Source organism: Paenibacillus sp. Cedars, from assembly GCF_003184205.1.
Classification (GTDB): Bacteria; Bacillota; Bacilli; order Paenibacillales; family Paenibacillaceae; genus Paenibacillus_AQ; species Paenibacillus_AQ glucanolyticus.
The window spans coordinates 1373211-1386843 of the sequence record NZ_CP020866.1; the positions used below are offsets into that span (position 1 = coordinate 1373211).

Genomic DNA, 13633 nt, shown 5'->3' on the forward strand with positions numbered 1-13633 from the left:
GCCCGTTATCCTTCATGGATATCAAAAGGAATCGGGGCAAGGGCGTACGACTCCGCATTGTGCTGTGCCAATGTGTTTACTTTACAAGGGGCAGGGGATTCCATGTGTGTTTTTCCTCTGGTGATCTTGTAAGTATGAAGCTGCAGGGAATGGTTGCCAGAGGCAACTGAAACTGTCGGTCTTGCGATGGCATACACCTGAAGCAATCCACCGAAGGATGGAAGCTGAAGCATATCCTCTCGGGATGGCTCGGGCGAAGTGTGCGGGTGGCTGTGAAACAAGCCGACGAGTCCTTTTTCGGTTAAAGCCAGACGGGTCCAATGAACCGGATCCAGATGAAATGAATGCAGCGGAGACTCCGCTGTATTTTTCACGGGAATAAATTGTGTAACGGTCAACGTCCGGCTTGCCGCCCGTGAATGCCCGATAAGGACCCCACAAGCTTCCTGCGGCAGGCAACCGTACATATGCTCCGTTATATGTTCAATAACCTCTGCGTGCAGCAGGAGCTGCTCCAGGGGCGCGTCGCATGGTGTCATCTTTTTTCCTCCAGACAAAATTCAGGTCGTGGTGTGTTTGAAAGATTAGGGTTTCAGGGTACAATAGGGACTATAACTAAGATAAGCAAAGGAACCTATGCCTATGAAACGTAACCTGATCATTATCGCTCTGCTCATCGTCGCAGCAGGTGCGGTTATCTATAATCAAGCCGGTGATCAAATTCAAGCTGTATTCATGCAGGAAAAACCGCTCCCGACAGAGACCGGGGCCCGGGCAGGGCTTCTGGCTCCTGCATTTACCCTGAAGGGGATGGACGACAAGTCTTATGCCGGCGGCGGAGCGCGCGATAAAGCCATGATCATCAACTTCTGGGCATCCTGGTGCGAACCTTGCAAGCAGGAAGCTCCAGAGCTTGACAAGCTGGCAGAGAAATATGCAGATGAGCTTGAAATCTATGGCGTGAACGTGTCCAAGTACGACAATGAGAAGAAAGCTCGTCAATTCGTCAAGGATTTTAAACTTCGATATCCGATCCTGCTTGATCCGAAAGGAGAGGTGTTCGAGAATTTGTATAAAGGGCAAGTGTTCCCGACCAATGTCCTTATCGATCGAAATGGCGTGATCCAAGAAATTATTCTTGGCGCTCCTGCTCCCGAGGATCTTCACAAGAAGGTTGCCAAGCTGGTGAAGTAATCGTCAGATGGAGGTAAGACATCAAAAAGCGCGTTCCCTATGTTCATAGCGGATACGCGCTTTTATTTATATTTCAGAAATCAATGATTAATCAAGCCTTGCCTTACGGCGGATTCATGTGTCTGCTCCGGTGAAATCTGGCCTAGCAGCGCATAGCGCATACTATCCACAAGCGCTTCCCAGCTCGCCTCAATGACGTTGCTGGATACGCCAACCGTGTTCCAGGCATTCTCGAAGTTCTTGGATTCGATCAGAACCCTTACTTTAGCAGCGGTTGCGTCCTTGTCATCCAGCACACGGACCTTATAATCAGCTAGATGCATTTCCTTGAGTGTCGGGAAGTATTGGACCAGTGCTTTACGCAGTGCATTATCGAGCGCGTTGACAGGACCGTTGCCTTCCGCTGCGGTATAGATGCTCTCGCCGGCCACGTTGACTTTGACGAAGGCTTCGGAAACGACCGGCTGCCCGGCTGACTTCTCCACCAGCATTTTGAAGGATTCAAACGTGAACAGCTCCTGAAGCTCTCCGTTTGCTTCCCGAAGAAGCAGCTCCAGCGAAGCATCCGCGCCTTCGAATTGATACCCTTCGTGCTCAAGCTCCTTGATCTTGCCAATAATATGCTTGGATTGCTCGCTGGCCGGATCAAAGGCCAGACCCATGTCCTGCGCTTTGGATACGATATTGCTCTGTCCTGCCAGCTCAGACACCAGCACACGCTGCTTGTTTCCGACTTTCTCCGGCTCGATATGCTCGTACGTTCTGGAATCGCGCAGAATCGCAGAGACATGGATGCCTCCCTTATGGGCAAAGGCAGCGTTGCCAACATACGGCTGATTAACCGGCATATTCACGTTGGCGATTTCGCTGATATAACGTGCGGTATTTGTCAGGGTGCGGAGTTTATCGTCCCCGATGCAATCATAACCCAGCTTCAGCTGGAGATTCGGAATGATGGAGCACAGATTTGCATTGCCGCATCGCTCTCCGTATCCATTCATGGTGCCTTGGACATGCTGGACACCAGCCTGTACAGCGCTCAGGGTATTGGCAACGGCAAGCTCGCAATCATTGTGTGTATGAATGCCGAGTGGAGCGCCAGGGAGCTGCCCGGTTAAAGAAGTGACGATGTCCGAGATTTCATGCGGCAGACTCCCTCCGTTTGTGTCGCACATAACGAGCCAGTCAGCACCTGCATCCCGTGCCTTGGACAAGACGGCAACGGCATATTCCGGATTGTTCTTAAAGCCGTCAAAAAAGTGCTCGGCATCAAAAATCACTTCCAGGCCTCTCTGTTTAAGGAAGGCGATGGAGTCATAGATCATGGCCAGATTCTCTTCAAGTGTCGTCTGAAGTGCGGTGTGAACGTGGAAATCCCAAGACTTCCCGACCAGGGTAGCCGCTGAGACTCCGGATTCCAGTATTCGAAGCAGATTGGCATCCTGATCAGCAATGGAACCTTTGCGGCGGGTGCTGCCAAAAGCGGTTACTTTTGAAGTCAGGCCGAGATCCTGGACTCTTTTGAAAAATTCGATGTCCTTGCTGTTGCTTCCCGGGATACCGCCTTCAATATAATGAACACCAAGTGCATCGAGTTTCTTGGCGATTTTGACCTTGTCGTCCGCTGACAAGCTGATTCCTTCGCCTTGGGTTCCGTCGCGAAGTGTCGTATCAAAGATGGAAATGGACTTAGACATGATGTCCTCCTTTGGGTGTCCGGGATTGGACCGCATTGTTTATAATTTTGTATTATAGCATTTCTTTGCGGGAAAGTAACAGAGTAAAAAACTTTTCACAAAGCGTCTCCATTGTTGACCATCGTCAGGCGTGAGCGTTATGCTGAAGGCATTGGTACCGTATTCTTTGATTCCTGATGAAATATAACATAGACACTCCGATGTCTAAACCAAATATAATGGAATGGAGTTCTTGCCATGATTCAATATTCTGATGATCAGGTGACGGTTTTTCAAAGTGCGTTATTTCAGACCACTTCAACGGTCATCCAGCTTGATGAGAGCATCATTATCATCGATCCGAACTGGCTGCCGCACGAAATCGATGAAATCCGTGAACATGTTAACGGGGTTCGGGGAGGCAGGGATTGTTATCTCATCTTCACGCATGGAGACTATGACCATATAATTGGATATAAAGCTTTTCCGGATGCCAAGACGATTGGAAGTGCCGGACTCCGAGATCACCCGGACAAAGAGCGTAAACTGAAATTAATTCGTGATTTTGATGCTTCCTATTATATTACTCGCAACTATCCCATAGAATTCCCTGTGCTTGATGTCGTTATCGAGGAAGATGGACAGCAGCTCGCACTAGGTTCCACGACACTTACGTTCTATAAAGCGCCGGGACATACGGCTGACGGTCTGTTCACCGTGATTGACTCCGTGGGCGTATGCGTATTTGCATCCGGTGACTATTTATCCGATTTTGAGCTCCCGTTTATCTACCACAGTGCATGGGACTATGAGGAGACGATTCGCCAAGCTGCAAGGATACTGAAAGAGCATCCGGTAACTCTGCTCATCCCGGGGCATGGCCAGCATACGACAAGCCAATCGGAGATGGATCGAAGAGTGGAGATCGCCCGGAGCTATCTGGAGCGGCTGCGTCAGGCTGTGGTTGATGGCGATGATATGGCCCTTGATCAGCTGCAGGAGGAGCACGGATTTGTCTCCGAATTTACGGCGGAGTGTCACAAGGAAAATGTGAGAATTATTCAAAATGAGTTTCAAGCTGAGGGCAGTCATCAGAGTTAAGTAGAACCGAACCGAAAGAAAGAAGGAATCCGTCCGTGGGACATATCGACCATTATTATCCGGCCAGCGGCCGCGTTATTCTTCATGTGGATATGAATGCTTTTTACTGTTCCGTGCATGAGGCGGAGGAGCCGGAGATCTATCGGGGCAAGCCTACGGCTGTTGCAGGCAGCATCGAGCTGCGAAAAGGCGTCATTGTGACATGCTCCTACGCCGCACGGTCACTCGGCATACGCACCGGAATGAATGTGAGACAGGCCCTGCGGATCCACCCTGACTTGATGATTATCCAGCCTGATTTTCATCTCTACCGCAAGTATTCCAATGCGTTTATGAATATAGCTTATGCGTATACCCCGTTATTGGAAGCGACTTCGATTGATGAATGTTATCTGGATATTACGGGCTCGAAGCAGTTCGGCACGCCGCTGGATATCGCCCGGGAAATCCAGGAACGCATTCGCGAGGAGCTGTCACTGCCATGCTCCGTCGGCATTGCTCCCAACAAACTGCTTGCCAAGATGGCCTCGGATATGAAAAAGCCTAACGGGCTGTCCGTCCTGCGGATTCGGGATGTGCCGCAGGTGCTGTGGAACAAGCCATGTGCGGAATTGTTCGGCATCGGCAGCAAGACCGCTGAGAAGCTGCGGAAGCTGAATATTCAGACCATCGGCCAGCTCGCCGCTGCTGAAGAAAGCCTGCTAACCGCCACGTTCGGTGTCATGGGATCGTGGATGAAACGCGCGGCCAGCGGCATAGACCATGCGCCGGTGGTCGCAGAACGGGAGCAGAGCAAATCGATCGGGCATACGACCACGCTCCCGCAGGACGTTACCTCGGCAGATGAGGCGAGAAGGGTGCTGCTCAATCTGAGCGATCAGGTGGCACGCCGGCTTCGCAGGCAGGGGCTGATGACCAGCGGTATACAGATCACGCTCCGTACACCGGATATGAAGACCATTACCAGATCCAGACATCTCGCTATCCCGACGGAAACGACGGAGGATATCTACCGCGAGGCGTGTAAGCTGTATGATCGGCACTGGAAGCAGGACAAGCCGCTCCGTCTTCTCGGCGTAACGCTGCAGCAGCTGATCGCCAAGGAGGAATCTGCGATTCAGCTGGACTTGTTCGATTATGAGAAACAGCCGAAGAAGGAGTCGCTGACCCGGGTCATGGACGAACTGCGCAATAAATTCGGCGAGAGTGCGGTGCTTACCGCGGGAATGCTTGGCGATGATCCATCGTCACTCATCCGCAATCATAAACGGCGAGGGACTTCCTTGCAGATGGATTTTGTAAGGGATCTTGAGCAGGGTAACAAAAAGACCGAGCGACCCTCCTCCGAGGAGGCAGATCGCAAATCATTTGACAACTAGTTAAAGTTGTTGATTTCCTTAGGTGCAGAGCCGATTTTTGTCGGAAAATCTTAGGAAATATATTTGTATTCCTAAAAAAATTGTATTAATATATGTAGATGGTGACGGGTGACCCGTCATATTATACTATGTCTTATAGAGATGTTTATAGATATACAGGAGGAAGAGAGACTATGGCGAAGTTTACTTGGGTAGATAAAGATACCTGCATCGCTTGCGGCGCATGCGGCGCAACGGCACCCGATATTTATGATTACGACGACGAAGGCCTGGCAGAAGTTATTTTCAACGGAGACAACAACCGCGGGGTAACCGAAATTCCGGAAGATATGCATGACGATATGCTGGATGCTTGCGACGGCTGCCCGACGGATTCAATTCGGATTGCAGACGAGCCGTTTGAAGCAGAATAAGAACACCGCTCGATCCCTGATATTCCATCTTAATTGAACTTATACCGACGTCCTCTGCTCCTCAACGGCAGGGGGCGTTTTTTCGTATATAGGCATTCATACATATTTGGTGTCATTATACCGATATACAGGATAATAGAGGTAAAAATGTCATATAGGAGGCTCTCGAATGAACAATTCGCTGTACCTCAAAAGGTATGTGGAGACGCATCCTGATAATAAAATGGCCTGGTATTTGCTGGGCAAGGAATATGAGCAAGCCGGTGAACAGGGGAAGGCCAACTATTGCTACAATAAGGCGGAGGGAGTCTACGAAGCCTTTGAGCTCAGTCAGGTTCCGTCTGATATATGGAAAAATTATGAGCAGCGTTTATTGGAGATGGAAAGGGATAAGGACCTCAAACGGAAACGCATCCGGCGTTTGCTTGCAGCGCTGGTGTTATTGCTATTGGTATTCATTCCGCCAGCCCAGGCGCCAGGCTATTCTTCAGCGGAAGTTGCAGAAGGCAGATTCCCGCCGGATGAGCCGGTTTCAGCTTCTTCCGCCAATAAAGGGAAGAATCATTCCCGTAACGAACCCCTATACATAGCCGTTGCATCCGGTCAGGCGAATAATTCCTCCAGCATGCTGCCCTCACTCCTCCAGCAGCCTCGGCAGCTGCCTGCCTGGTCTGTTGCGCTTGGAATGAAGCGCTCGGGCAAATGGCTGCTATGGAGCAAGGATATGGAGCGATTATACGGATTGCACCGCAATGATCAAGGGGCTATCGCCATTCAGCCTTATGAAGGAGCAGCAGGAGAATGTAATTGTGAACCCGCGAGCAGCTCGGCGCTTAAGCGGGGGGCGGAACGATGGGCGAACTTGCAGGTCGAAACGGCGGTTCTGCAGGAGGCGGCCAACAGGTATAAGGCCAGGCATGACCAGCTGCCGAAGAGCTTGAATGATCTGACACAACCGTATCCTGACAATTGGCTGTCGGGACGCTCCAAGGCGATGGAGGACATGTTCGGGGCTCTGATGAAGCAGCAGTCGCAGGGAGCAGGCGGACAAGGGAATCAACAAGGGCACATGACAGAAGAGCCGGGGTACTGGGGAACTTCACCGAAAGGCGATCCTTTTTTTGAGCAGCCGCTTCAGGTTATCATTGATCGCAAGCATCATCGTCTTGCCGTTGTAAGCGGCTCTGTCCTGCTGCGTAATTATGCTGTCGGGCTAGGCGGAGCGAAGACGCCGCTGGGCGATTTTCATATCAGTGATAAGGTTGTGAATCCGAACGGGACCACGAAGGGTCCCTATGGAACGCGGGGAATGCAGCTTTCCGATACGTTATACGCTATACACGGCACTGAAGATGTGGACAGCATTGGAGCGAATGAATCCGAGGGGTGTATTCGAATGCTCAAGCAAGATGTGGAAGAGCTGTTTGACATGATTCCGATGGGGACAGCCGTGAAAATCCAGGAAGGGGTCCTTCCTGAAGAACTGTGGACGCCGAAAGAGCGCTTTAAGCTCAAGCATTCCCAGGGTCAGACTAACCCCGGCAAGGTGTACCACTGGCTGGATTAAGGCTGGGCAATAACAATCAGAACGATAATCAGGATAATAAGAAGAGCGATGCCGGAGCCGATCCATACGAGGGCCTTCTTATTAACCTCTTCTTTTTTCTGCTGCAAAGTTGGAGGTTTACGTTTGGCTGACATGGTCTTTCCCCTCTTTCTCTTATAATCGCGAAAATATTTATACAACCTTCTATTATTGTATAAGGTTTGTCCTAAAATTACCATATCACTTCCTCATTAGTCGATAGCCTGGTTTATGCTGAAGAACTTTCTTTTTGAGACAGAAACGGATAAACTGAAGGATAGAGAAATAACTGGATGAGAGGAAGAGTGGATGTGCTGTACCGCAACATAGGCAAACCTATATTTTTTAAACTGGATCCCGAAAAGGCTCACCACCTTGTCGTTGGCGGGCTTGGACGTGCCTCCGGCGTGGTCGGCGCAGACGCTGTCATGCGGGGGATGTACGGTGTTAGCGAAACACCGGATTTGGCTGTGGACCTGTTCGGGCTTCATTTCCCGACACCGGTCGGACTTGCCGCCGGGTTGGATAAAAATGCACAGGCCGTCAAAGGATTCTCCTCCATCGGCTTCGGATTTATGGAAGTAGGCACGGTGACCCCGAAGGGACAACCGGGCAATGAACAGCCGCGATTGTTCCGGCTTCCTCCGGATGAGGCGCTCATCAATCGGATGGGCTTCAACAACGAAGGTGCAGAGGCGATGGCAAAGAGGCTGTCAGCACTCAAGGAACGCCGTATTCCGGTTGCCGTGAATATCGGGAAGAACAAAGCGACTCCGAACGAGAAAGCCAACGGTGATTACGAAGCTTGCATCCAAGCTTTATTTCCGTATGGTGACTTTTTTGTTGTCAATATCAGCTCACCCAATACGCCGGACTTGCGCAGCCTTCAGCATGGAAGCGAATTGGCATCTTTGCTGGAAGCCGTTAAGAACGAAATGTCACGGCAAGCCCAAATCCATGGAGGCGATAAGGCCGTTCTGGTGAAGATTGCGCCGGATGTAAGTGATGCCGAACTGGAGTTCATGGTGGATACGATTAGCACAAGCGGCGTTTCGGGTATTATCGCAACAAATACAACGCTTTCCCGGGAGGGTCTGACTCACGGTCATGCCAAGGAAACCGGCGGCCTTAGCGGGAAGCCGCTGCGTGAGCGCTCTACAGAGATTGTATCCCGCATTTATAAGCAGACGGGCGGTTCGCTTCCGATTATCGGGTCTGGCGGGATTTTTACGGCGAGAGATGCATATGACAAAATACGCGCAGGCGCAAGCCTGGTGGAGATTTATACAGCACTTATCTATGAAGGGCCTGAGGTGAACCGCAAGCTGCATTCCGGTCTTCGGGATCTGCTTGCACGGGATGGATTCAACCATATTTCCGAAGCCGTCGGGGCTAATCATCGGTAAAGGGGTTAAAGACAGGAGGCAAGGCGATGGACGTTAGAGACTGGGGGACATTTTTGCTTCCGTATGAGCAGACCGTTGAGGAATTGAAGGTCAAATTCAAGACGATGCGCTCCGAGCTGAAGAAGCGGGAGGAATACGCACCTATCGAATTCGTAACGGGTCGGGTCAAACGGATCTCGAGCATACTGGACAAGGCGAAGCGCCTCAATGTGCCGATGGACGAGTTGGAAACCGGGATTGAGGATATCGCAGGCATTCGAATCATGTGTCAGTTCGTGGAGGATATCCGGCGGGTTGCCGAATACATCCGGGTACGGAAGGACTTGACCGTATTATTTGAGAAAGATTATATTACCAACTTCAAAGAAAGCGGCTATCGTAGCTTTCATATGATTATCGAGTACCCGGTGCAAACTGCCCTGGGACAAAAGAAAGTTCTTGCCGAAATCCAGGTCCGCACATTGGCCATGAACTTCTGGGCGACGATTGAGCATTCGCTCAGCTACAAGTACCGGGAAAGCCTTCCGGATGATATCCGGGCACGGCTGAAGAAGGCCGGAGAAGCAGCCAACACGCTGGATACGGAGATGTCGAGCATCCGCGAGGATATTTTGGAGGCACAGCGCAAGTTCGAGGATGACTCGAATATTACGACGCAGGTGCTGAATGCGATTCACAAGCTGTATTTCTTTCATCTGGTTAATGAGGCGATTGCATTTCAGAGCCGGTTTAACGTGATTTGGCAAAATCACGACATGGATGCGATGAAGGTACTGCTCGACGAGGTCAAAGAGCTGCTCTCCGAAGCGAAGAAGAAAGTAAACGAACATGAGTTATGAACCGTTATACGTAGCTTACCTGGTATATTTCAACCGCGATCAGGATTATTTCGAATGTCATGAGGTGCTTGAGGAGCTGTGGCTTGAGCAGGACCGCGATCCAAGATATAAGGGACTGCTGCAAGTGGCTGTGGGGCTCTTTCATTTTCGGAACAACAATGTAAGAGGAGCGTACAAGATGTTCACCAGCGCCGTATCCTGGCTTGAGGTGTATCCTGAGGATGAACTGGGAATCTCCCTTGGGAAGCTGGTGAGTGAGGTGCGCCGTTATGCCAAGCAGCTGTCATCCTATGACGCTCATCCTTTTCCCTATAGGGATCTGACCATAGAAATTGGGGATACTGAGCTTAGGCAGGCGGTTGAGATGGCTTCGGAGAATATAAAACCCAACATTCCGCAGCGGCGAAAGCCGGAACGGTCACATTCCCATTGAATGGGAAGTGCCAAGGGGAAACAAGGTGAAAAAAAGAGCTGCCCGTCTGTAGAGTGATCTACTCCGGGCAGCTCTTTTATGCGGAAATGCAGCGATCAGGATTCGGTGCCTTTGTATTTGTTATCGATGAACTCTTTGATCTCCTCGACGGATTTTCCTTCATCATGAAGCCGCTTGGCATCCTGCAGCTCGGTCAGACAGATGCCGCATTGGGCGCCATGGTCCGTCCATTTGACTTCGCCGTCCTTGCTCTCGGCGATGAAGCAGCGGTGGAGGGAATCGTGATAGCCGGTTTCCTCATCCATACAGCCGCAATAACATTTGATATCCTTGATGATGTCCTCTAATTCGGCGACCGTGGCATAGGTTGCTTGCGTATTGTCGGTATAACTCGACAGGAATTCCGGCATGACCGTCAGGCTCGCAGTTGTCTCGTATCGTTCAGAATCGGCGCCGTGCTGATGCCCCACAGCGGATTCTTTGCCGCCGCAAGCGGTAAGCAGCATGCCTGAAATGACGAAGGTAAAGAGTATAGCGCGAGTGCGGTTCATGGCGTCACGCTCCCCTTGTATTTATCAAGGAATTGTTTGAAGTCATCCACCGAGTAGCCTTCACTGGAGCCTTCCGGCTTCAATCCGCCAATCATGCGTTCTTTCTCCACACCGTTCTCATAGTAGACAAGCGTTGGGGTGAACTCAATGTTGTATTCCCTCCAGCCTTCCTGGTACTCACGGAGGTTATACTGGTGCATCGTAATGCCGGCATCATCTGCTAAAGGCATCAATTCCGGGGTTGTCGCCCGGCAGTGCGGACAGTCGGAAGCAAAGAAGTATACGAAAAAGTTCTCTTTGTTGTCTACCTTGCTCTTCAGCTGATCCGGCAAAATAATTTGCTGGTAGTTCGGATCATTAAGGAGTTCCTGCGTGGCTGGGTTCAGGCTGGAGACCTTCTTACCGCCATACAATTCGCTTGCTTCTCCTTGACCGTTCAGGAAAAAGAGTGCAGCGACCAATACAATGAAGACTCCGCCAAAGGCGTATAACGCGGTGTATTTATTCTTTTTTTTGCGGTTCATGGATCCACCCCCTAATGATTAATAATAACAAGGACTTGTCCTTTTTAATGTAGTTTATTATACAATATTAAAAGTCGGAGCGGAACATGCGAAAGTCCGCTTCGGTAATGCGAAAATATCATTTAAACCGATACGATACAGAACAGGTAGGTACTTAGTATGGCATTACGTCTGCCTTCGCCGTTTCTGGCGAAGATGAAATCGCTGCTTGGCGAAAACTATGACAATTTTATGAAGTCGTATGAACAGCTTCCGTATGCAGGCATTCGGGTCAATACGCTGAAGATCAGCAGAGAGGAATTCCTGAAGGTATCGCCCTTTGAGCTGGAGCCCATTCCCTGGTGTTCTACCGGTTTTTATATTCGGGATGGGGAACGCCCGGGACGGCACCCTTACTATCATGCAGGGCTTTATTATATACAGGAGCCCAGCGCCATGGCGCCGGTTGAATTGCTGGGCGTTGCCCCTGGGGATATCGTGCTGGATCTGTGCGCAGCCCCTGGCGGCAAATCCACGCAAATTGCGGCCAAGCTGAAGGGGGAGGGAGTACTGGTCAGCAATGATCTTCATCCCGACCGGACGAAGGCGCTGGCCAAAAACCTGGAAATGTACGGCGTCCGGAACGCCGTCGTTCTTAATGAGGACCCGGAGCGGATTGCCGGGGCTTTCCCCCGATTTTTCACGAAAATATTAATTGATGCTCCCTGCTCCGGCGAAGGAATGTTCCGTAAAGACGAATCCATGCTGAAGTATTGGGAAGAATCGTCTCCCCTTAAATTTGCAGAGATGCAGCGGGAAATCTTGACGTCGGCTGCAAAAATGCTTACGCCTGGAGGTCGGCTCGTGTATTCCACCTGCACCTTCTCACCGGAGGAGAATGAGGGGATGATTGCGGAGTTTCTGAACAACCATCAGGATTTTCGCTTAGTCCCAGTGGAGCATTCGGACTATTTCTCCCCGGGTGAAACCAAGTGGCTGACAGGACAAGGGCACGTGGGGGACGACGTACTGATACAGCTGACCGGAACGGCCAGGTTGTGGCCGCATAAGGTGAAGGGTGAAGGGCATTTTATGGCTGTGCTTCAGCGGGAGGGCGAGCTGACTTCAGGGGATGACGAATCGAAACGGGCTGCCTTGATGCTGCAGGACCATTCGAACGACGGGACGCTTGCCGTCTCCTCCCGAACTGATAAACCGCGCGAGCGCAAAGGGAAACTGTCACTCCGGGAAGAAAAGATGGGGCAATCCGGGAAAAACAGTAAAAGCGGTAAAAGTGCTGCTCGTCAGCAGACATCACGCCGGGGCAGTGGGGATCGTCAGGCGGATTACATCTCAATCGATCCGTTTTATGACTTTATCCGCGAGCAGCTGCATGGAAGTCTGTCAGGATACCCTGTGTTGTATGGAAACCACGTGTATATATCTTCGCTGCCGGAAGATCGGCTGAAGCAACTGAAGGTGATCCGTCCTGGATGGTATATGGGACAACTGAAGAATGAACGGTTCGTGCCCGGTCATCCCCTGGCGACGGCGCTTCATCCGGAGGAGGCTGCAAGATATGTGAGTCTGTCCTCCGAGGACGGGGAAGCGGTACGTTATTTGAAAGGCGAAACCCTGTCGATCTCTGAGGAGCGCGTGGTATGCCGTCAGGGTGCTGAAGCTAAGGGTTATGTGTTAGTCTGTATAGACGGGTACTCAGCGGGATGGGGCAAATGGCAGGCAGGCATGCTGAAGAATGAGTATCCGGCAGGTTGGAGGTGGACATCGGTATGAGTACAAAGGGAAGAACAACGCAAAGATTGGACAAGGTGCTCTCTAATCTGGGTTTCGGCTCACGTGCCGAGCTGAAGAAAATGGCCAAACAAGGAAGCATTGTTGTTAATGGCACGGTGATGAAAGATCCCGGCAAACATGTTGATCCTTATACGGACATCATTGAGTTTGAGGGTGAGACCATTCAATACCGGGAATACGTGTATATAATGCTGCACAAACCTCCGGGTGTCGTTTCGGCAACAGAAGACCTTCGGGATCGAACGGTGCTGGATCTTCTGGACAAGGATTATCTTGTCTTCGAGCCGTTCCCGGTGGGCAGACTGGATAAGGATACGGAAGGACTGCTGCTGCTGACAAACGACGGTAAATTGGCCCATGAACTGCTGTCACCGCGAAAGCATATCCCCAAAACCTATGAAGCGATTGTAGAAGGCCGCGTCGGGGAAGAAGATGCCCGGCTGTTTGCTGCCGGGGTCACCCTGGATGACGGGTATGCTACCATGCCAGCGGAGCTGGTGATCCATTCCCATGAGGAACGGGATGACGGAGTCATTCTGTCGCGCATCTCGCTGACGATTCATGAGGGGAAATTTCATCAGGTAAAGCGGATGTTCGAGGCGGTCGGCAAAAAGGTCGTGTATCTCAAAAGAGTCAGCATGGGTGAGCTTCGACTGGATAAAAGTCTCGAGATCGGGACATATCGGGAGCTGACCGAAGAAGAGCTGGCTTTGATTGGAAGAACAGCGTCATTATAGA

Annotated in this window: 15 protein-coding genes; 10 read left to right on the forward strand and 5 right to left on the reverse strand. The window is 51.0% G+C overall.

Annotation, left to right across the window (positions count from 1 at the left end):
• Window positions 1–5: 5 nt before the first annotated feature.
• A complete protein-coding gene (locus tag B9D94_RS08050) occupies window positions 6–539 on the reverse strand; it encodes a M67 family metallopeptidase (RefSeq protein ID WP_063480217.1) in 534 nt (177 codons plus the stop codon).
• Window positions 540–642: 103 nt separating this feature from the next.
• Between B9D94_RS08050 and B9D94_RS08055 the strand changes: the two genes are divergently transcribed.
• Window positions 643–1194 carry a TlpA family protein disulfide reductase gene (locus B9D94_RS08055; protein WP_006211688.1) on the forward strand — a complete coding sequence of 184 codons (552 nt, stop codon included), beginning with the start codon at window positions 643–645 and terminating at the stop codon, window positions 1192–1194.
• Between the two features lie 80 nt (window positions 1195–1274).
• Here the strand turns inward: B9D94_RS08055 and cimA are convergent, their stop codons facing one another.
• A complete protein-coding gene (gene cimA, locus B9D94_RS08060) occupies window positions 1275–2891 on the reverse strand; it encodes a citramalate synthase (RefSeq protein ID WP_063480216.1) in 1617 nt (538 codons plus the stop codon).
• Between the two features lie 237 nt (window positions 2892–3128).
• On the opposite strand from cimA, the gene B9D94_RS08065 reads away from it, so the two are divergent.
• From B9D94_RS08065 to B9D94_RS08080, 4 genes are all read left to right on the forward strand, one after another.
• Window positions 3129–3971: an MBL fold metallo-hydrolase gene (locus tag B9D94_RS08065; RefSeq protein WP_063480215.1), complete on the forward strand. Its 843-nt coding sequence runs from the start codon at window positions 3129–3131 to the stop codon at window positions 3969–3971.
• Window positions 3972–4006: 35 nt separating this feature from the next.
• Complete coding sequence (locus tag B9D94_RS08070; RefSeq protein ID WP_082834437.1) at window positions 4007–5350, forward strand: DNA polymerase IV; 1344 nt, start codon at window positions 4007–4009, stop codon at window positions 5348–5350.
• A gap of 173 nt (window positions 5351–5523) precedes the next feature.
• Window positions 5524–5763 carry a ferredoxin gene (locus tag B9D94_RS08075; protein WP_063480214.1) on the forward strand — a complete coding sequence of 80 codons (240 nt, stop codon included), beginning with the start codon at window positions 5524–5526 and terminating at the stop codon, window positions 5761–5763.
• A 169-nt stretch (window positions 5764–5932) separates the two neighbouring features.
• A complete protein-coding gene (locus B9D94_RS08080; protein WP_063480213.1) occupies window positions 5933–7330 on the forward strand; it encodes a L,D-transpeptidase in 1398 nt (465 codons plus the stop codon).
• Here the strand turns inward: B9D94_RS08080 and B9D94_RS30920 are convergent.
• Complete coding sequence (locus B9D94_RS30920) at window positions 7327–7464, reverse strand: hypothetical protein (protein WP_006211682.1); 138 nt, start codon at window positions 7462–7464, stop codon at window positions 7327–7329. The genes B9D94_RS08080 and B9D94_RS30920 overlap by 4 nt on opposite strands.
• A gap of 195 nt (window positions 7465–7659) precedes the next feature.
• Between B9D94_RS30920 and B9D94_RS08085 the strand changes: the two genes are divergently transcribed.
• From B9D94_RS08085 to B9D94_RS08095, 3 genes are read left to right on the forward strand one after another with little or no spacing between them, the layout of a single operon-like run.
• Window positions 7660–8754 carry a quinone-dependent dihydroorotate dehydrogenase gene (locus B9D94_RS08085; RefSeq protein ID WP_172964037.1) on the forward strand — a complete coding sequence of 365 codons (1095 nt, stop codon included), beginning with the start codon at window positions 7660–7662 and terminating at the stop codon, window positions 8752–8754.
• Between the two features lie 26 nt (window positions 8755–8780).
• Window positions 8781–9593 carry a GTP diphosphokinase gene (locus tag B9D94_RS08090; protein ID WP_148246778.1) on the forward strand — a complete coding sequence of 271 codons (813 nt, stop codon included), beginning with the start codon at window positions 8781–8783 and terminating at the stop codon, window positions 9591–9593.
• On the forward strand, window positions 9583–10026 hold the full coding sequence (locus B9D94_RS08095) for a DUF309 domain-containing protein (protein ID WP_006211679.1): 444 nt from the start codon (window positions 9583–9585) through the stop codon (window positions 10024–10026). The genes B9D94_RS08090 and B9D94_RS08095 overlap by 11 nt, the downstream gene beginning before the upstream one ends.
• Before the next feature lie 95 nt (window positions 10027–10121).
• Here B9D94_RS08095 and B9D94_RS08100 read toward each other — a convergent pair whose 3' ends face one another.
• A complete protein-coding gene (locus tag B9D94_RS08100; RefSeq protein ID WP_006211678.1) occupies window positions 10122–10577 on the reverse strand; it encodes a PCYCGC motif-containing (lipo)protein in 456 nt (151 codons plus the stop codon).
• Window positions 10574–11101 carry a thioredoxin family protein gene (locus tag B9D94_RS08105; protein ID WP_006211677.1) on the reverse strand — a complete coding sequence of 176 codons (528 nt, stop codon included), beginning with the start codon at window positions 11099–11101 and terminating at the stop codon, window positions 10574–10576. Before B9D94_RS08105 ends, B9D94_RS08100 begins: the two co-directional genes overlap by 4 nt.
• 159 nt (window positions 11102–11260) lie before the next feature.
• Between B9D94_RS08105 and B9D94_RS08110 the strand changes: the two genes are divergently transcribed.
• Both B9D94_RS08110 and B9D94_RS08115 read left to right on the forward strand, forming a co-directional pair.
• Window positions 11261–12874, forward strand: coding sequence for an RsmB/NOP family class I SAM-dependent RNA methyltransferase (locus B9D94_RS08110; RefSeq protein WP_006211676.1), 1614 nt, complete (start codon window positions 11261–11263; stop codon window positions 12872–12874).
• Window positions 12871–13632: a pseudouridine synthase gene (locus tag B9D94_RS08115; RefSeq protein WP_148246779.1), complete on the forward strand. Its 762-nt coding sequence runs from the start codon at window positions 12871–12873 to the stop codon at window positions 13630–13632. Before B9D94_RS08110 ends, B9D94_RS08115 begins: the two co-directional genes overlap by 4 nt.
• Window position 13633 lies beyond the last annotated feature (1 nt).